Raw genomic sequence first — 18,378 nt, forward strand, 5'->3', positions numbered from 1 at the left:
TTTGTTCCCCTCCATTCATCAGATTCAGTTCCTTAGTATATCTTTAATCAGGGCTTTTGCGATTTCCTTGTCTATTGCTCCTGCCCTGAGTTCTCTCAACACCCTTTGGATACCAAAGCGTTTTAAAATCGGTGTAGTTTTGGCGGCGCTTTTCCAGAGTGAGCAGCCAAATCCAAGGGCATATCTCTTTCCAAGCACTTTTATAGCTTCCCTTTTATCAAGGGCTAAAAAAGCTGGAAAGTTTAAGTTTATTAAATCTTCTTCTTTGTATATCGAGATACTCCCAATACTAAGGAGATCTCCAGAGGCTACAATTTTTATTCCTTCTTTCCTTGCATGCCCCTTTACGGCGTCCATTACCATAGAGTGGCATTTACCACATATAGGAGCTCTTTTCCGTATCTGGGAGTTTATAATCTCCATATACGCTGGAACTTCAACAAAAACCGCTCCATAACTCTTGGCCCTAAAAAAGACAACATCGTTCATTTGGGGAAGTTTTACCATTACTGGAACTACATCAAAGCCTGCCCATTTAAGGATTAAAAGTGAGGCCGTGCTATCACTCCCCATTGAAAAAGCTAAAGCTATTTTTTCATCAATTTTACTTCTCTCAAATTCTTCTCCGTAGAGTCGGTAGTGAATAAGGGCTTTTAATCTTTCATAGGTCTCTTCACTAATCTCTCCTCTGACCCTTTCAAGAGCTTCGAGACTTTGCTGCAAACGGTAAGTTTTAATGAAGTTGCCTTCTACTTTTTCTATCATCGAAGATGATTTGGAAATGAGTTTTAAAGGGTTTCTGTGAGGTTTATTAGAGATGGACTTTCCAGAAAGGTTAAATTTTTGACGATATTAATTATTTAGGGTGGGTGGGAATGTTCGCTGAGATAATAACAATAGGAGATGAACTTTTAACTGGTAACACTGTAGACAGCAACTCTGCTTTTATAGCTCAAAAGCTCACAGAGAAGGGTTATTGGGTGAGGAGGATAACAACCGTTGGAGATGATGTGGAAGAGATAAAAACTGTTGTAAGAGAAGTTCTCTCAAGAGAACCAGAGGTTTTGGTTATAGCCGGTGGATTAGGGCCAACACATGATGATGTAACAATGCTTGCAGTTGCCAGAGCTCTCAATCTCGAACTAGAACTTAGAGAAGATATCCTCAAGAGAATTGAAGAATTCTACTTAGAGTTATATAAAAAGGGTTTTGTGGATGATCCGAAAATTAATGAAGCACGGAAGAAGATGGCGTACATCCCAAGAGGGGTTGAAATTCTCAACAACACTGTTGGGGCAGCTCCAGGTGCTTTTTTAATCTATAAAAACACAAAAATCTTCGTTCTCCCTGGAATGCCAAGAGAAATGAAGGCAATGTTTGAAAATGAAGTGTCTCCCAAACTTGGAAAAGGAAAATTTATCCAGAGAAAACTTCTTGCAGAGATAACAGATGAATCAAAGCTTGCTCCTCTTTTAGTTGAGGCACTGAATAGATTCAACATAAAGATACACTCCTCCCCAAAGGGCTTTGGAAAATACATTGGGATAATACTCTTTGGGGAGTCTGAGGATGAAATTGAAAGGGCTAGAAGATTTATAGAAGAAAGAGGGATAAAATTTGAGGAAGTTTAAGGAATTTGGAAAATACGTATCGTATTTGTCCCTATAGTCTTTCCTATTGGTTTTCCTTCTGTTAAGAGAACTGTATCATCTTCTTTGACTATTCCCAACCCCTTTACTAACATTATCATGTCCTTTTCATTGAACTCTTCTTCCATGCAGAATGGGTAAACTCCATAGGAAAAGGCTAAGCTGTTACAGACTCTTTCGTTATTTGAAAAGGCTAAAATCCACTGTTTTGGTTTAAAACGTGAGATGAGCCTTGGAGTTAATCCTGTTCTTGTTGGGGTTAGGATGTATTTTATGTCTATGGCACAGAGGGCATCTATAACGCTCTGTGTTATTGCTTCTTTTATCGTGCTCCTTTTTGGCAGTAAGTCAATCCAAGCGCGTAATCTGGAGTGTCCTAGGGATTCTCTATATTCCTCTGTTGTCTTGGCTATTTTAGCCATCATCTCTACTGATTCCACAGGGTATTTCCCTATGGCAGTTTCTTCAGAGAGCATTACGGCATCTGTGCCATCAAGTATCGCATTTGCAACGTCTGTGACTTCTGCTCTCTTTGGTATTCTCTCTGTGGTCATTGAAACAAGCATCTGGGTGGCAGTTATTACAGGCTTTGCAGCTAAGTTGGCCTTTTTTATAAGTTGTTTCTGCATTATGGGGAGTTTTTCGATTGGCATTTCTACTCCTAGGTCTCCTCTAGCTACCATTATCCCATCAGCAGCATTTAGAATTTCATCAAAGTTCCTCACTGCATCCGGCCGTTCTATTTTTGCTATTATAAAATTATTGCCCTTTTTCTTTTCCAGGAAGCTCTTTACCTTGAGAACATCGTAGACAGAGCCTACAAAAGAGAGGCCTATAGCATCTATTCCCTGTTCAATTGCGAATTCGATTATCTCAAAGTCCCTTGGAGTTATTGCTTCGATTGGAAGGTTAGCCTTTGGGATGTTTATTCCTTTATGAGAGAACAATGTACCTCCGTTCACCACAACACATTCGACCTCGTTCTCCCTAACTTCCTCGACCCTTAACATTATGTAACCATCACTTAAGTATATTACATCTCCTTTTGACACCAGCTTTGGAAAATCTTTAAACTCGACGGGAATAGTTGTTTCATCTCCTTCAACGTCCCTTGTTGTGAGTACAACTTTATCTCCCTTTTTTAAGGTTATGGAGTCTCCTTTTATCTTTCCAACTCTCATTTTTACCCCTGGCAGATCGCCCAGAATTGCAACTATCTTTTCCAATTTCTCGGCGGTTTTTCTTATCAGCTCAATGGTCTTTGTGTGCTCCTCAAGGGTTCCGTGAGAAAAGTTTATCCTTGCAACGCTCATTCCAGCTTTTATCATCTTTTCTATAGTTCCCGCATGCCTTGAAGCCGGGCCGATTGTGGCAATTATTTTTGTTTTGTGATCGGGAAGCTCCATTTCTCTCACCATTTTGCTCCTTTCTTTCAAGATTAATTAACTTTTCTAGAAAATTCGAAAATATTTTAAACTTCTGCATTTACGTATTTTCATGAGAAAAAAGTTGATAACAGCGATTCCTCCAGATGAGGTTCTTAAAATCAAGGAAATCTCCAAAGCTAAGGTTGAGATAAAAATCCGAGAAGTGGGGCTCTATTTTGGGATGCCAAGATGGATGGTGGTTATTGATGGAAGTGATGAGGAAGTTGAAAAGTTTATGGGCGTTCTAATGAGATCCAGAGCGGGCGGCTAATAAAGCTCTCCGATATTTTCCTTTTCTTTGAGCTCCTCTTCTTTTTTCTCAAGGTATCTTGAATACCAGGTTGTGAAAACACGAATAAGCAGGTAACCGAATATTACGCTTATTATACTTCCAATGAATGTTTTATCGGTAATTCCTCTTGTGGGGATAGGCATTTTCGCCACCTTTTTTTCTTTCCAAATATTCTTCTACGAGCGTTTTTAAGCCAAAGAGTATAAAAAATAACAGAAACAAAACCAAAAGCCATTTTGTAGAGACTCCTGAAGTTACCTGCATCTATCCCACCAGCGCGTTTTTTAATCCAAACTCCTTTACAAGCTGGGCTGCTTTGAGCATTTCATCATTCGTAAGCCTTCTATCAATTTCGGGGTATTCATGAGCCCTGTACTCCGGCCGATATTGAAACATCACGTTAACCCTCACGTTCCTGCCAAGATTTTCGCTTATCCATTTCAAAATCGGCTTTGTACAACATTCCAGATGACCGGGGATTAGGAGGTGTCTTATTAAAAATTCTGCTTTGTAATGTTTTTTAGCAAGTAAAAAGTTCCTTGTAGTGATTTCCCAGTATTTTGGGGCACTGGAGTATTTTAGTGCATCTTCATCGTTGCCCCACTTGAAATCTGCGAGATAGAGATCGACAACTCCATCTAAAAGAGCCATGCTCTTCTCGCTCATGTACATGTTGGAGTTCCAGATCACGGGAATTGGAACCCTTACGTATCTCAAACTCTCGAGAATGAAGAGAAGGTTTGGAGTGGGTTCACCGCCGACGAGGTTAACGTTTTTAGCACCTTCCGCATAAGCTACCGCTATTTTAGCGGCCATATCTTTTGGAGAATACATTAGACCTACACGGTGTTGACTTATATCCCAATTTTGACAAAAGACGCACCTGAAATTGCACCCTGAGAAGAAAATCGTATAAGATGGAACTAGCTCCGGTTCTTCCCCTATGTGAAGGAAAGTGCTTGCAACTAAGCTCTCTTTAACCCTGCAGTAGCCCATTTCCTCAAAGCGGTTTGTGTGGCACTTGAACTCACACAGTTCACATCTTTCAAGCATTTTATGTGCTATTAGAGCTTTTAAGTCAAGAAGACTTTTTTCTGGATTCTCCTTTAAATTGTTTTTCCTCAGCCTTTCCATACCTTCTTTATGTATCTCCCACAACTCCTCAAGATCAGTATCTTCTTTGAAATTAACCTCTACCCGATTTGTGTAAAAGAAGTTGGGCCTTTCCTCTCCACTTAAAATTGAAAAATAATGCTGTAGAGCTTCTTTTGCCCTTTTAATCTCTTCAACTTCTACCCTTCTAAACCACATGATCATCAATTAAAATAGCACAGAAGATATTAAAAGTTTAAACCTTTTTGGAGTTAGGTACCTCTGGCATTGTAAATATTCCGTTCATTGAACAGGCAATTTTCGATAGTATTCAGCTCTTTTCAAAGATTCTTCGAAGAAACCTGCTAAATAAAAAAGCTTATTTCAACGATAGCCGTTAAATAAAGTTGTTTTCTTGCTTTATATCAATTAAACTATTTTATGAACCCAAAACCTTTATTAAAATTCAGACATTAATGAACTCTGGTGGTCTTTTATGAAAGGTTGGTGGGGAAGGATACTTAGAGTTGATTTAACGAACAACAAAGTATGGGTGCAAGAATACTCTGAAGAGGTCGCAAAGAACTTTATTGGTGGTAGAGGTTTAGCTGCATGGATTCTTTGGAATGAAGCCAAAAACGTAGATCCTCTCGGTCCTGATAACAAATTGATCTTTGCAAGCGGTCCGTTTAACGGTCTTCCAACCCCAAGCGGTGGAAAAATGGTTATCGCTGCTAAGAGCCCAATAACAGGTGGTTACGGCGATGGTAACCTTGGAACAATGGCCACTGTGCACCTGAGAAAAGCTGGTTATGATGCTCTTGTTGTTGAAGGAAAGGCCAAAAAGCCAGTCTACATCTATATTGAGGATGATAACGTTAGTATCTTAAGTGCTGAGGGCCTTTGGGGCAAGACTACCTTTGAAACTGAGAAAGAACTTAAAGAGGTCCATGGTAAAAATGTTGGTGTTCTCAGCATAGGTCCTGGTGGAGAGAATCTTGTCAAATACGCAGTAGTAATTTCTCAAGAAGGAAGGGCCGCTGGAAGGCCTGGTATGGGTGCAGTGATGGGAAGTAAGAAGTTAAAGGCAGTTGTGGTAAAGGGTACCAAAGAAATTCCTGTTGCTGATAAGGAGAAGCTTAGGGAGCTTTCACAAGAGGCCTACAATGCAATTCTTAACTCGCCAGGTTATCCATTCTGGCATAGACAAGGAACAATGGCTGCACTTGAATGGACCAATGAAAACTCGGCTCTTCCAACAAGAAACTTCAGTGACGGTAGTTTTGAGTTCGCTCGTTCTATTGATGGTTTTACAATGGAAGGTATGAAAGTTAAGCAAAGAGGCTGTCCATACTGTAACATGCCATGTGGAAACGTGGTTCTTGATGCAGATGGCCAAGAGAGTGAGCTTGACTATGAAAATGTTGCTCTATTAGGTTCAAACCTTGGACTTGGGAAGCTCAATGAAGTCTCAGTCCTTAATAGAATTGCCGACGAGATGGGCCTTGATACAATATCCCTTGGAGTATCGATCTCTTATGTGATGGAAGCCAAAGAGAAGGGTCTCATAAAAGATGAGAATGCTCCCGAATTTGGCGACTTCAAGAAAGCCAAGCAGCTTGCCTTGGATATAGCTTACAGAAGGGGAGAGCTTGGAAACCTTGCTGCTGAAGGTGTCAAAGGTATGAGTGAAAAACTCGGTGCTAAGGACTTCGCAATGCACGTAAAAGGTTTAGAAGTAAGCGGTTACAACTGTTTCATCTATCCAGCAATGGCTTTGGCATATGGAACAAGTGCCATTGGAGCTCACCACAAGGAAGCATGGGTCATCGCATGGGAAATTGGAACAGCTCCAATTGAGGGTGAAAAGGCTCAGAAGGTTGAATATAAAATCTCTTATGACCCAGAGAAGGCTGCAAAGGTCATTGAATTGCAGAGGCTCAGAGGTGGTCTCTTCGAGATGCTCACGGCATGTAGGCTTCCATGGGTTGAAGTGGGACTCAGCTTGGACTACTATCCCAAGCTTATTGAGGCTATCACAGGTGTTAAGTATACATGGGACGACTTATACAAAGCAGCTGATAGAGTTTATGCCCTCATGAGGGCCTACTGGGTAAGAGAATACAATAGCAACTGGAGCAGGGAGATGGACTACCCACCAGAGAGATGGTTCAAAGAAGGCCTTAAGAGTGGACCTTATAAGGGACAGCACCTTGATAAGGAGAAATATGACGTGCTACTCAACGAATACTACAAGCTCAGGAGCTGGGATGAGAGAGGTATTCCAAAGAAGGAGACCCTCAAAGACCTTGGCCTTGAATTCGTTATTCCAGAGCTTGAGAAGGTTACAAAGCTCGAGTGATTTTTCATTTAATACATTTTTAACTGCTATCTCCTTTTTCTTGAGTACACCCATACGTGGTATATGAAGGTTAACACTACAAAGCTCAGAGTTATTATAAATGGTTCCTTTGCAGTAGTTTTAGGGTTTTGCACCCAACAAAGTACCAAAATCCACAAAAGGAAGAATGTTACCAGTATCAGCGTTTTTAAAGATATTTTTCCAAGCTGGTGAAGGCTTTCAAGGATCATTATAGCACTCAAGAAATAATAGAAATAGGCCCATGATTTGGACACTCCCCATTCCATAAATGAGAACACTAAGGTGATTGTGGCCAAAGCGATAAGCCCCTTATAAAAATAAATGCGTAGAGTGACTGTTTCTTCCATTATTCTTCAGCCCTCCGCAGTATCTCTTTTACCAGTAATTCTTTCGAAATGCCTTCCAAAGAATTAATAGTTACTACTTGGCCACTAACTCCGCCACAGGGTTTTTTGAACTTCTCTCTAAAACTCCATACGAGTAGCCTGTTGCTCTGAAAGAGGTCACACCAACTAACAAAACTATAACAAATATGGCCAATAATGCTCGCTTCTTCATTCACCCTCCCCCGATTGGAGAATTACATGTTATATTAAGTCAATAGTTATATATAAAATTCTTTGATTAATTATGAAAAGATATTCAGCAATGACTTTTTAAAGTTAGTCCACTTTATTATTATTAAAATTTTTGTTTAAAATTAGTACACTTTAAAATAGTGAACAGAGGGTTTATGACCCTAAAACTTATTAGTAGTATGTACTATGAGAAAATAGCAAAATAAAAACCGAAAAAGGTGATTAAGATGGTGAAAATCAGGCTTATGGGGGCTTTTGCTCATCTGGCCAAGGCGAGAGAGCTCGAAGTTAAACTTGAAGGTCCAAAAACTGCTAACGAAATTCTCAGAGAAGTCATCCCACGATATGACGAATTCCATGATAAAATAATATTTATCAATGGCAAACCAGCGAAAGGGGAGGCAATTGTGGAAGAAAATGATGAAATAAAAGTTATGCCAGTTTTAAGTGGCGGCTGATTAGTACTTAAAAAGAACTTTCAAAAATCTTATAACATCCTCAAATCGGAAATGTCCAGTTTCAATCCCATATATCCTTTCTACAGGCACTTCTTTAACTCTTGCACCTTTTTTTACAGCTTTTATTAAGAGCTCGGTTTCTACTTCATATCTCTTGCTCTCAATTTCGGGTAAAAATTCACGTTTAAGAGCTCTAAATCCACTTTGTGTATCCTTCACGTTAATTCCAAGTTTTAGCCTTATTAGAGATGTACTTAGAAAGTTGCTGACCTTTCTAATAAGGGGCCTTTTACCTTGCACTTTTATTAATCTAGAACCTATCACGAAATCAGCTTCATCCTGTAGTATTGGTTTGAGAAGTTTAGTGATTTCCTCAGGGTTGTGTTGTCCATCAGCATCAATAAAGACTATGATATCTCCAGTGGCTTCTTTCATGCCTGTATTCATGGCAGCACCTTTGCCTTGGTTTTCTTTTAATCGTATAACTTTCGCTCCATATTTCTTTGCTACTTCGGCAGTGTTATCTTTGCTTCCATCATCTACCACTATAATTTCGTCAGCAAAATCAGGAATTTTTGAAAGGACATTACCAATTCTTCCTGCTTCGTTGTAGGCAGGGATTATGATACTAATCTTCTTTCCACTTAACATTTCTTTTCAGCTCCACAAAGCACCTTTCACAGAAGTCGTCTCTTCTCAAGTCCCATTCACCAATAACTTTTGGAGGATTCATTACGCAATCCTCTTGGCAATGATTTAATCCAAAGGCATGCCCTACCTCATGTAAGATTCCTTTAAAAAGCCTTTTTTCAAAAACTTTCTCGTCATTGTCTTCAAAAGGTTTGATGGATAGTACCATGACTTTTAGTTCATGGAAATCTTGTTGGATTCCTAAGAACTTCTCATAAAAGTCTAAATAGGGATTTCTGGAGACTATGGGAAAATTCAATATACCAAATATTTTGTTCATTTTTGATACGTTGTTGTTTTTATTTTCATTTTTTTCCTCACGTGTTTTTCTCTTTTCCATAATTTCCTCTTGGGTGTGAATGAGCTTTGCATGGAGAAGTTCAGTAACGCCCTCTAAAGGGTATCCTTTAACATTTCCATTTTCTGTTTGAATATTTACAAGATAACCGGGCCCTAGTTCAAGCTCTCCTAAATAAACTAGCCTTATTGGAAGGTTTTTTGATTTGAAATATGCATTAACCCTCTTATAGACTCTAGCTATTAATCTTTCATTGAACGTATTGCTCACATGAACAAATCCTACGAGCTCCATGTTAACTCACACTAGCTTAGTTGCTATTATTATCTTTCTAAAGGAAAAGCTTATAAAATTACCTAAAGATTTGCCGTTGGGCGATGGCGTCCGCCCGGGGCTTCGGGCCCGAACCGCCCACAAGGGCTGATGACGCCTGTTCTCCGCTAAAACTTTAGGAGGCGGTAGAATGGGCTCGAAGCTAGGAGATTATGTAAAGCTTAGAGAGATTTTAAAGTATATTGAAGAGAGGAGACATGAAGATGGAGGTTACTGCTTTGTTTCCCTCTTGAATGAGACAAACATAAATGACACTTACTATGCGGTTAAAATCTACGACCTCCTAGGCATGAAAGTTCCAGAGCAAGAGAAAACTATAGGATTCCTTTACGACTCATTAAAGCCACAACAAGCAGTTGTTGCGGTATCTATGGCAATTGAGGGGTTGGCGATTTTAGGGGCAAAAGACCTCGCAAAGGACGGCCTTTCGCTGGTCTTTGAAAAATATGATCCTCTCCAGGGTAAGTTTGCTGTAGGTCTTGGAGGGAGCGAGGAATTTGGGACTGCAACTCCACTTGAAGCAACTTACTGGATGCTTAGAGCACTCAAGGCAACAAATCACAAAATCTCTCCAGAAGAAAAAGAGAAAATAAAAGAGTTCATCGAAAGCTTTAGAAAAGGGGACGGCTACGGATTAAAACAAGCTACAACCACCATGACTTATCAGGCAATATATTCGCTCAATTCTTTGGACTACAAGATACCAAAAACAAGCCACTTTCATAGATGTGAGGTTTACGGGGGCTTCACAGAGGTGCCCTATTCTCTCCCACCCTATCTGGAGCCAACGTTTTATGCATTAAGAGGGCTAAAACTGCTCGGTGAGAGGCCGCGATATGTGAAGGAGCATATAAACTTCATAAGAGCCCTTCAAAACCCTAACGGGGGCTTTAGAAGGAGTCTTGAAATGGGCATCTCAAACTTTCAGAACACTTATAGAGCTTTGAGGGCACTTGATGACCTTTTGGGCTTTTAACGTCGGAATTTGGGGGCAGGAAAAATGAACGCTAAGGTTCTCCTGGCAGTTGGCGTTGGAGGAATGCTTGGTGCCATAATGCGCTACAGCATTGCAGGTCTGCTTCCCGTTTACAAAGACTTTCCTGTAGGAACCCTCTTGGTAAACAGCATAGCAAGTTTTCTGCTCGGCTATCTCTACGGCTTGGTTTTCTTTGGTTACGAGGTCTCTCCCAATTGGAGAGTTTTCTTCGGAACTGGATTCTGTGGGGGATTAAGCACGTTCTCGACTTTTTCATATGAAACGTTTAGCCTTTTGCGTGAGAGGGAGCATTTTCTTGCCCTTCTAAATATCTCGGCAAACATTATAATAACTGTAAGCTTAGTATTCTTAGGGTTTGTTCTTGCAAGGAGGTGAAAGTATGGTAGAAATCGAGCACTGGAATACTTTAAGAATGACAATTTATATAGGAGAAAACGATACTTGGCATGGAAGGCCGCTCTACAAAGCAATAGTCGAAAAACTGAGAGAAATGGGACTTGCTGGGGCAACTGTTTATAGGGGTATTTATGGGTTTGGAAAAAAGAGCAGAGTGCACTCAAGCGACGTTTTAAGGCTTTCCACGGATTTGCCAATAATAATTGAGACCGTTGATAGGGGTCATATGATAGAGAGAGCTATAAACGAAATAAAACCCATGATAAAGGATGGTATGATAACTGTCGAGCCGGTTATAGTGGTGTGGGTCGGGACTAAAGAAGAGATGAAGAAGTTCGAGGAAGATGCAGTAAGGGAAAAATGAGTATTGTTTGGTATTTGTTACTTCTTCAACTTGTTGGAAATTTATAAGCAATAATTTTATAAAGAACATACTTCAATAATACAAATGTGAGAGTGGCATGAGTTGGATTAATTTTATGAATCCACCTCTTGTTTTGGGGCAGAAACTTTTAGAAGGTTACTTTATTCTCTCTTCTCTTCCCTTTGCTTTGGGAGTATTAGGAAATTTTCTCGGGATTCTCAATACAAACAAAAAACCAAAACAACAAGAGGCTCCTCTTTCTCCTGGAGCATGGGCTTATCCATCGTTGGATGTGGATTATCTTATTGCTAATCTTTTAAAGGATAAAAAGCTTGTTGGTATTGTCAGAAATCATCATCTTTTTGAAAAACATGATTTCCCATGCTTGTGGATAAGCAAAATCGAAAAAGAGAATTCAGTTAGACCGACACATCTTGAGAAAATTCTTCATTGGGTGACCAAAACGATTACACATGATCATGGTCTAATTTTTGATGGAGTAGAGTATCTTATCTTAGAAAATGGGTTTGAGCCGACTTTTAAATTCCTTCTTAATTTGAAAGATCATATTTTGCTGAGGGATTCGATTCTTGTTCTTGTTGTGGATGAAAGGACTTTTGAGGAAAGACAGCTTTCTCTCTTGTATAGGGAGTTTAGGAGGATTTCCCCATAAAACAGCAACCTTAAATATTCTCTTTTCCAAGTCTACCTTGGTGAAGAAAATGCTTCATCATGTCAAGCTGATATATGCGACAAAGAGCAGGAAGCTTGTTGGGAAGAAAATAGTCCTTGCTATACCTGGAAGTATAGCGGCCGTTGAGTGTGTAAAGCTCGCAAGGGAGCTCATAAGACATGGAGCTGAAGTTCATGCCGTTATGAGCCCAAGTGCCCAAAAGATAATCCATCCCTATGCTATGGAATTTGCTACTGGCAATCCGGTTGTCACAGAGATCACGGGATTTGTAGAGCATGTTGAACTTGCTGGAGAGCACGAAAACAAAGTAGATTTGGTCTTGGTCTGTCCTGCAACGGCCAATACTATATCGAAAATAGCCTGTGGAATTGATGATACACCAGTTACAACTGTCGTAACGACTGCTTTTGCCCATACTCCAATAATGATTGCTCCAGCTATGCACTTCACAATGTATGAGCACCCGATAGTTAAGGAGAACATAGAGAAGCTCAAAAAGCTCGGAGTTGAATTTATCGGGTCTAGATTCGAGGAAGGAAAGGCAAAGGTGGCAAGCGTTGAAGAAATTGTTTATCACGTAATTAAAAAGCTCCACAGAAAAGATCTGGCTGGAAAGAGAGTCCTCGTAACTGCTGGAGCAACGAGAGAATACATTGACCCAATAAGGTTCATAACAAACAGGAGCAGCGGCAAGATGGGTGTAGCATTAGCAGAGGAGGCGGAATTCAGGGGGGCAGAGGTTACTTTGATAAGAACCAAGGGGAGTGTGCCAAGCTTTGTGGAGAACCAAGTTGAAGTTGAGACCGTTGAAGAAATGCTTGAGGTAATAGAGAACGAGCTGAATAGCAAGAAGTACGATATTGTTATTCTGGCTGCGGCCGTAAGCGATTTCCGTATTAAGGATAAGGTCAGTGTAAAGATAAAGAGCGGAAAAGCTTTAACGCTTGAGCTTGAACCTACGCCGAAGATAATAGACAGAGTTAAGGAACTTCAACCAGATGTTTTCCTCGTCGGTTTCAAAGCTGAAACAGGCCTCAGCGAGGATGAGCTAATTGAAGCCGCGAGGAAGCAAATCGAAAGGGCTGGAAGCGACATAGTCGTGGCAAACACACTCAAAGCCTTCGGCAGCGAGGAGAACGAGGCCATACTCGTTGGAAAAGACTTTACAAAGAAACTGCCGAGAATGAACAAGCGCGAGCTTGCGGAAAGACTCTTTGATGAAATAATTTCGATGATTTCCGGTTAGCCATAAACTTTTTATGCTTGTACTCCCTATATACATATTTAGAAACTCTCTGGAGGTGATTGCATGGTAGTCTTGGACAAGCCCTTGCCTTACGTGGGAATAACCCCTATGCAAATAATCACGGCTGTGTTAGTCCTGATAGTGGGCTTTATAGTGGCCAAAATAATCGTGGCCTCCTTCAAGAAGGGGTTAAAGAAGACAAAGCTCTCGGGGCTTGTCATTGAGTTCCTCGCAAGGTTCCTAAGTGCTCTTCTCTACGTGGCAGTAATCCTGCTGGCGGTCAGGGCACTCGGAGTGGAGGTCGGCTCCGTCGTCCTCGGACTCTCAGCTGTGATAGGCCTGATACTCGGCTTTGGAATGCAGGACACCCTCACAAACCTTGCGGCCGGAGTGTGGCTCGCCGCCTTGAGGCCCTTTGAAAAGGGGGACGTGGTAACCATTGCCGGCCAGACTGGAAAGGTCGAGGCCGTTGGAGTCATGAGCACCGAGCTCCTAACGCCAGACAACGTCCTCATAACGATACCGAACAAGCTCGTCTGGGGGAATGTCATAACCAACTACACTAGGATGCCAACTAGGAGGGTTAGCGTTGACGTTGGCGTGGCTTATGGCACTGACCTCGATAAAGCAGTAAAGCTCGCCATGGAGCTCATGAAAAACCATCCGAAGCTGCTGAATGACCCTGAGCCGAGCGTTATAATAACGGGCCTTGGAGATTCCTCTATCAACCTGCAGCTCCGCGCTTGGACCAAGACCGAGGACCACTGGGCAGTCAAGGTAGACCTGACGAAGGGCATCTACGAGCTGTACATGAAAGAGGGCATTGAGATACCGTTCCCGCAGATGGACGTCCACATTAAAGAGATGCCGAAGTAATTGCTCTTTGATCTTTTCTTTATTTATTAAACCATAAGGGGGTTCTTTTTTAAGAAAAAGGTTAGATCAATTGAAAAGCCCCAGCTCATGGGCAAAAGAGAGCTTGCGGAGAAGATATGGGATAAGAGTGTAGATATGCTAGGATGAAACTAACTCTCTCTGCCTTAACGAGTTAAACTTTTAAATGTTGTTTTTTATTTTTAGATCTCTTTTGGTGGCACCAAAATACCCAATTCTGTGATTATTCCCCTTATGTATTTCCAAGGTGTTGCATCAAAGAGATAGTTTCGTATTATTATATGATCTCTCTTGAATTTTCTTTCGATGATCTTAATGTCCTCTGCTCTTGCCTCTGGATGGATTTTAAAGGTCTCAGCGGCCACGTAAAACGGAATACCATTGTCATTACATGCCAGAGCTAGTAAATATGTCCCGGCTTTATTGAATACATAGCCGTCTTTGGTGATATTATCGGCTCCAACTAAAGCCAAAGTCGCATTCTTTGCAAAGAGGCCCAACTGTGCATCTGTTATAACTTCAAATGGAATTTCAAACTCTTCAAGTTTTTTGGCAAAAAATAGTCCCTCATAATCAGGTCCACTTTCGCTTATAATTACTTTAAAGGCCTTTCCTTTTTCTTTGGCTTTTTTTAAGATTTCAAGAACCGTTGAAGAATAAGAATGAGTGATTATAATTTCATTCTGGTCTATAAGTTCACTTCCAATGTTTCCGATCTCACGTTTTGCCTCTTCACTTAATCGTATGAACTCATTGGCTTTTGCAGCTACGAATTCAGGATTATCAATTATTGGAATGAATCTCACTAGATTGTAAAGGGATGCCATTGTTGGATTCACATTGAGGATCTCAACTCCGAGATCTTTTAATCCGTTAAGAAATTCTTCTCCTTCAAGAATCTCAGCAAGCCTTGCGTAAGCTTTAGCACCCATCTGTGCAAGGTAAGAAGCTCCCCGAATTCGCTCTTCACTCATTTCTCTTATGAGTTCTTCTACTTCTTGTGGAAGCATTGTATCACTCCATATCCTTCTATTCTTTAGACTTTAAAAGATTTTTTCGCTATTGTAACCCTTTTTAAATTTTTCCGGGAAAACTTATTAATTCTAAGGATGAAATCTTGACGGTGGTGTGAATGAAATACAGTGAGCTGAATGCAGATGTGAAAAGGGTTTATGCAAAAATAAGGGCATTAGATGATTACCACTGGCACATTTATGAAGACACGATTATAGGACATCACAGGAAAAGTGAGCTTCCTATAAGAATAAGTGTCGTAGGAAGCAAAGAGAAGGCTGAAAAACTAAGTGAACAAAAAAACGGGCCAGGAATCGATATTGCAGTTATCCCAAACAACAACACGTTTTATATTAAAAATGGTGTTTTCATACTTTCTGAGAGATTTTTAAAGGCCACTCTCATGGACATTAACGATCACATAGTATGGAGCGGGTTTAGAGTTATTGAGAGAGATGGAAGACTCGTGCAGGAGGACACCTATGAATATTTGGGGGGTCCTTTGATAAGACATCTCAAAAGCAACATGATGAATGGACAGGATTATGTATTCTGGCAGTTCTACAAATGTGAAAAATGCGGAAAATATATTGATATAGAGAGCGTTCCAGAGCATCTTGCCAAACATAACATCAGTGTTGCAAAAAAAGACAGTGAAGAGTACGAGATCTTTGAGCTGAATTTCCTTGAAGGGAAAATCTTCAACAAATTTGGAGAGGAAGTTTCCCAAAACAAGTTTGCCCCAGAAGCACAGACTTTTCTGAAGGAGATGCTCGGTGGGCCAAAGACTCAAGAGGAATAAATCTCTTCTTTTTCTCCTTAATTCAAAAATAAAATTAAGAGGGAGATCACCCCCTGAACTTTGGTCTCATACTTACCAGTGGAGGTAGGGGTCTTGGTTTGTATGGGAACCCTTCTGTCTTCTGTCTTATCTCTTTTATCAAATCTTCAACCTGTATCTCGTACTGCTTGTTGTCTTCCCTCTTTCTAACTGTGATAACTCCCATTCTTTTCTCGTTCTCCCCCACCACGATTATATATGGTATCCACTCCTTCTCGGCTTCTCTAATCTTCTTGTTGAGTCTCTCGTTTCTATCATCTACATCTGCTCTTATCTTTGCACCTTCCAGTTTCCCTGCAATGTAAAGGGCATAGTCCAGATACTTCTCACTCACCGGAATAATCCTTACTTGAATGGGGCTGAGCCATAGTGGATACATTGGTTTTTTGCCTTTTTTCATAATTTTTGCTTGTTTTTCTAGTATTGCATACATAACACGTTCTATTGCACCACTGGGGGAGCAGTGAAGGAGCAGTGGGTACTTTTCTTGCCCTTCCTCATCATAGTAGGTGATCCCAAATCTTTGAGAGTTTTCGACATCTATCTGGACTGTACTTAGGGCTGCAGCTTTGTCGAGATTGTCTACAAAGTTAAATTCAAATTTTAGTATGAAATAGAAAAATCTCTGTTTCCACATCTCTATAAGGACCGGTTTGCCAATTATTCCGGCGAGATCTACTATGAAATCCTTATTTTCATTCCAAAAGTCTTCTGTAAACCTTATTGCTACTTCATAATCCTCAGGTGTTAGTCCAACTCCTTTAAGCACTTCCATACTCAGTTTGTACTGCTTCTTAAACTCTTCCATGGCCTGCTGTAGGTTTTTAGCAACCGTATGCATATCGGGCATTGTAAAGGCTCTAAGTCTTCTAAGACCACTTAACTCTCCGCGTTTTTCTCTTCTAAATGAATATCTTGTGAGTTCATACATTCTAAGTGGCAGGTGGCGATAGCTGATTGTAGCGTCTTTCTTTATAAGGAACTGACCAAAGCAAGCTGCAAACCTTAAGAAGAATCTTTTGTCTCCGCTCTTAACTACATACTGTCTTGCAGGAAATCTGTTTAGATATTTCTCTAGGGCAGGATGTTCAAAATCATACATAATAGGTGTCTCTACTTCCATTGCGCCATATTCAATGACTTTATCTGTAACATAGTTTTCCAGAAGGGACTTGATTAGTCTTCCCTTTGGGTAGTACCTGAGGTTCCCTGGGTCACTTCCCTCTTCATAGTCCACAAGTTCCTGCTCAAGCATTATTTTTACGTGGGGAGGCTCTTCTGTAACGAGCCTGCTCTTATTTATCTCATAGTTTGCAAACTTTTTGAGATTTTCATATCCGGAAAAGTCAAACTTATCGACCTCTACAAGCTCCCCCTCAGGTGTCAATATATACCAATAACTAACGAGTTCTTCTTCCTTCTTAAGAGCTTCTGGGACTTCTTCTTCCTTCTTGGCTTCACCAGGAACAATTGTCCTTGAAAGCTCTGCTAGAGGATGGCCTTTGCAGCTAAGTTTGAATGCTTTATAATAACCAAATGGGGCCCTTCTAACGTTATAACCCTTGTTTTTGAGCTCATTTTCTATTTCTTTTAGTATCCTAAGGGCTACATCAGGAGAGCCAAGTTCACTGCTTAAATGAGCAAATGGGTACACAAAAATGTTGTTTGTTTTCACCTGAGAAACAACTTCCTCTATTTCTTTTACAGCTTTTTTCACGATTTCTTCAGGGTTTTGTTCATCAACTTTTTCAACACTCATAAATACAGCTAAAACCTCATCAAGCCTTCCCTTTTTTTGATTCTCGCTTATTTCTTCTGGTTTTTTTAAGGCCTTATCTTTAACTTCGTATTCAAGGTAGTCGCTATGTATCAGCAATATTCTCATTTATATCACCACCTAATCCTAACTTAGATAAGCTACATAAAAGTTACTATTAACCTTTTTATGTATTTTGAAAACCTCTCGTTTGAGTTAAGGAGAGAGCTAGTTGGTATTGCATACAGGTCTTGGATTTTACTTTTTCTTTTGAAAGCCTCGCCCTTCAGGGCGGGGAGGAGGTCAGTTGTGCCGTTTCCTTATCCATAAACTTAAAAGTTTAATTGGTTTAAGATTAGTGGTGGTGGAAGAATGGTTGAACCTAAAAAGAAAACGGTAGAAAATGGAGAATTGGTTCTTCCTGGTGATTATCTTGGTGTTATTGAGGAATTTCTTCCAGGTGAAGGGGTAATTGAAGAAAATGGAGAACTCTACGCCGCAAGAATGGGGAGAGTTAAGATAGATTTAGAAAAAATAGAGATTTCAGTAGAACCAGTAACTGATGTTCCCCCACTTCCGCAGGTGGGGGATATTGTGATAGCTAGAGTTCTGGAGGTAAAGTCTCAAGCAGCGATAGTTGAATTGCTTAAAATTGAAGGAAGGAAAGGATATAGAGAAATAGCGACTTCAAAATTGGCTGGGATTCATGTGTCTCAAGTTAAGGATGGGTATGTGGAGTCTATGAACAGTGAATTTAAAATTGGAGACATAGTAAGAGCGAAAGTTTTGACAAATAACAAGAGTCCAATACAGCTTACAACAAGAGAGCCTGATTTGGGTGTAATTTATGCGTTATGTTCTTCATGTAAGGTATCTCTGGTAAGAAAAGGAAATGCGCTTGTTTGTCCAAAATGTGGGAGAAGTGAATCTAGAAAATTATCAACTTATTATAGAAAACTGAGACTGGAATAGGGTG

Annotated in this window: 22 protein-coding genes and 1 riboswitch; of the genes, 12 read left to right on the forward strand and 10 right to left on the reverse strand. The window is 40.3% G+C overall.

Features of this window, described 5'->3' with window-relative positions; all coding sequences use genetic code 11:
- Window positions 1-24 precede the first annotated feature (24 nt).
- Window positions 25-765 carry an ATPase PP-loop superfamily gene (locus TSIB_RS02350; RefSeq protein ID WP_015848755.1) on the reverse strand — a complete coding sequence of 247 codons (741 nt, stop codon included), beginning with the start codon at window positions 763-765 and terminating at the stop codon, window positions 25-27.
- A gap of 110 nt (window positions 766-875) precedes the next feature.
- Here TSIB_RS02350 and TSIB_RS02355 point away from each other — a divergent pair, with 110 nt between their 5' ends.
- Window positions 876-1,631 (forward strand): molybdopterin-binding protein, encoded by a 756-nt coding sequence (locus TSIB_RS02355; protein WP_048160200.1) that lies wholly within the window; start codon window positions 876-878, stop codon window positions 1,629-1,631.
- Here TSIB_RS02355 and pyk read toward each other — a convergent pair.
- Entirely contained in the window at window positions 1,628-3,055 is a 1,428-nt protein-coding gene (gene pyk / locus TSIB_RS02360; protein ID WP_048160201.1) for a pyruvate kinase, read from the reverse strand. The genes TSIB_RS02355 and pyk overlap by 4 nt on opposite strands.
- 91 nt (window positions 3,056-3,146) lie before the next feature.
- Between pyk and TSIB_RS02365 the strand changes: the two genes are divergently transcribed.
- On the forward strand, window positions 3,147-3,347 hold the full coding sequence (locus TSIB_RS02365) for a TIGR04140 family protein (protein ID WP_015848758.1): 201 nt from the start codon (window positions 3,147-3,149) through the stop codon (window positions 3,345-3,347).
- Here the strand turns inward: TSIB_RS02365 and TSIB_RS10370 are convergent.
- Together TSIB_RS10370 and TSIB_RS02370 are read right to left on the reverse strand one after the other, a co-directional pair.
- Window positions 3,344-3,511 carry a hypothetical protein gene (locus TSIB_RS10370; protein ID WP_015848759.1) on the reverse strand — a complete coding sequence of 56 codons (168 nt, stop codon included), beginning with the start codon at window positions 3,509-3,511 and terminating at the stop codon, window positions 3,344-3,346. The genes TSIB_RS02365 and TSIB_RS10370 overlap by 4 nt on opposite strands.
- A 121-nt stretch (window positions 3,512-3,632) precedes the next feature.
- Window positions 3,633-4,685, reverse strand: coding sequence for a radical SAM protein (locus tag TSIB_RS02370; RefSeq protein WP_015848761.1), 1,053 nt, complete (start codon window positions 4,683-4,685; stop codon window positions 3,633-3,635).
- 271 nt (window positions 4,686-4,956) lie between these two features.
- Here TSIB_RS02370 and for point away from each other — a divergent pair, with 271 nt between their 5' ends.
- Entirely contained in the window at window positions 4,957-6,822 is a 1,866-nt protein-coding gene (gene for / locus TSIB_RS02375) for a tungsten-containing formaldehyde ferredoxin oxidoreductase (RefSeq protein ID WP_015848762.1), read from the forward strand.
- Window positions 6,823-6,848: 26 nt separating this feature from the next.
- On the opposite strand, the gene TSIB_RS02380 is transcribed toward for, so the two are convergent.
- Both TSIB_RS02380 and TSIB_RS10375 read right to left on the reverse strand, forming a co-directional pair.
- Window positions 6,849-7,190 (reverse strand): hypothetical protein, encoded by a 342-nt coding sequence (locus TSIB_RS02380; RefSeq protein ID WP_048160203.1) that lies wholly within the window; start codon window positions 7,188-7,190, stop codon window positions 6,849-6,851.
- 73 nt (window positions 7,191-7,263) lie between these two features.
- Window positions 7,264-7,401, reverse strand: coding sequence for a hypothetical protein (locus tag TSIB_RS10375; RefSeq protein ID WP_015848764.1), 138 nt, complete (start codon window positions 7,399-7,401; stop codon window positions 7,264-7,266).
- Window positions 7,402-7,648: 247 nt separating this feature from the next.
- Here TSIB_RS10375 and TSIB_RS02385 point away from each other — a divergent pair, with 247 nt between their 5' ends.
- A complete protein-coding gene (locus tag TSIB_RS02385; RefSeq protein WP_015848765.1) occupies window positions 7,649-7,879 on the forward strand; it encodes a MoaD/ThiS family protein in 231 nt (76 codons plus the stop codon).
- Here TSIB_RS02385 and TSIB_RS02390 read toward each other — a convergent pair whose 3' ends face one another.
- Window positions 7,880-8,530: a glycosyltransferase family 2 protein gene (locus tag TSIB_RS02390; RefSeq protein WP_015848766.1), complete on the reverse strand. Its 651-nt coding sequence runs from the start codon at window positions 8,528-8,530 to the stop codon at window positions 7,880-7,882.
- Complete coding sequence (locus TSIB_RS02395) at window positions 8,508-9,161, reverse strand: zinc metalloprotease (protein WP_015848767.1); 654 nt, start codon at window positions 9,159-9,161, stop codon at window positions 8,508-8,510. Before TSIB_RS02395 ends, TSIB_RS02390 begins: the two co-directional genes overlap by 23 nt.
- A gap of 70 nt (window positions 9,162-9,231) precedes the next feature.
- Window positions 9,232-9,307, forward strand: a riboswitch (Fluoride riboswitch).
- A 23-nt stretch (window positions 9,308-9,330) separates the two neighbouring features.
- Here TSIB_RS02395 and TSIB_RS02400 point away from each other — a divergent pair.
- From TSIB_RS02400 to TSIB_RS02425, 6 genes are all read left to right on the forward strand, one after another.
- Complete coding sequence (locus TSIB_RS02400) at window positions 9,331-10,176, forward strand: prenyltransferase/squalene oxidase repeat-containing protein (protein WP_015848768.1); 846 nt, start codon at window positions 9,331-9,333, stop codon at window positions 10,174-10,176.
- 24 nt (window positions 10,177-10,200) lie between these two features.
- Window positions 10,201-10,572, forward strand: coding sequence for a fluoride efflux transporter CrcB (gene crcB / locus TSIB_RS02405; protein WP_048160204.1), 372 nt, complete (start codon window positions 10,201-10,203; stop codon window positions 10,570-10,572).
- 4 nt (window positions 10,573-10,576) lie between these two features.
- Complete coding sequence (locus TSIB_RS02410; protein ID WP_015848770.1) at window positions 10,577-10,957, forward strand: DUF190 domain-containing protein; 381 nt, start codon at window positions 10,577-10,579, stop codon at window positions 10,955-10,957.
- A gap of 97 nt (window positions 10,958-11,054) precedes the next feature.
- Complete coding sequence (locus TSIB_RS02415) at window positions 11,055-11,630, forward strand: DUF835 domain-containing protein (protein WP_015848771.1); 576 nt, start codon at window positions 11,055-11,057, stop codon at window positions 11,628-11,630.
- 49 nt (window positions 11,631-11,679) lie between these two features.
- Window positions 11,680-12,897 carry a bifunctional phosphopantothenoylcysteine decarboxylase/phosphopantothenate--cysteine ligase CoaBC gene (gene coaBC, locus TSIB_RS02420; protein ID WP_048160205.1) on the forward strand — a complete coding sequence of 406 codons (1,218 nt, stop codon included), beginning with the start codon at window positions 11,680-11,682 and terminating at the stop codon, window positions 12,895-12,897.
- 63 nt (window positions 12,898-12,960) lie between these two features.
- Window positions 12,961-13,773 carry a mechanosensitive ion channel family protein gene (locus TSIB_RS02425; protein ID WP_015848773.1) on the forward strand — a complete coding sequence of 271 codons (813 nt, stop codon included), beginning with the start codon at window positions 12,961-12,963 and terminating at the stop codon, window positions 13,771-13,773.
- A gap of 200 nt (window positions 13,774-13,973) precedes the next feature.
- Here TSIB_RS02425 and TSIB_RS02430 read toward each other — a convergent pair whose 3' ends face one another.
- Window positions 13,974-14,801, reverse strand: a complete 828-nt coding sequence (locus TSIB_RS02430; RefSeq protein ID WP_015848774.1) for a translation initiation factor eIF-2B alpha/beta/delta subunit family protein — start codon at window positions 14,799-14,801, stop codon at window positions 13,974-13,976.
- Window positions 14,802-14,923: 122 nt separating this feature from the next.
- Between TSIB_RS02430 and TSIB_RS02435 the strand changes: the two genes are divergently transcribed.
- Window positions 14,924-15,607 (forward strand): TBP-interacting protein, encoded by a 684-nt coding sequence (locus TSIB_RS02435; protein WP_015848775.1) that lies wholly within the window; start codon window positions 14,924-14,926, stop codon window positions 15,605-15,607.
- A gap of 46 nt (window positions 15,608-15,653) precedes the next feature.
- Here the strand turns inward: TSIB_RS02435 and TSIB_RS02440 are convergent, their stop codons facing one another.
- On the reverse strand, window positions 15,654-17,531 hold the full coding sequence (locus TSIB_RS02440) for a threonine--tRNA ligase (protein ID WP_015848776.1): 1,878 nt from the start codon (window positions 17,529-17,531) through the stop codon (window positions 15,654-15,656).
- Between the two features lie 243 nt (window positions 17,532-17,774).
- Between TSIB_RS02440 and TSIB_RS02445 the strand changes: the two genes are divergently transcribed.
- The gene (locus tag TSIB_RS02445) at window positions 17,775-18,374 is read left to right on the forward strand and encodes an exosome complex RNA-binding protein Csl4 (protein WP_015848778.1); all 600 of its coding nucleotides are present in this window, start codon (window positions 17,775-17,777) and stop codon (window positions 18,372-18,374) included.
- The last annotated feature ends 4 nt before the right edge of the window (window positions 18,375-18,378 follow it).

The organism is Thermococcus sibiricus MM 739 (assembly GCF_000022545.1).
Lineage (GTDB): Archaea > Methanobacteriota_B > Thermococci > Thermococcales > Thermococcaceae > Thermococcus_A > Thermococcus_A sibiricus.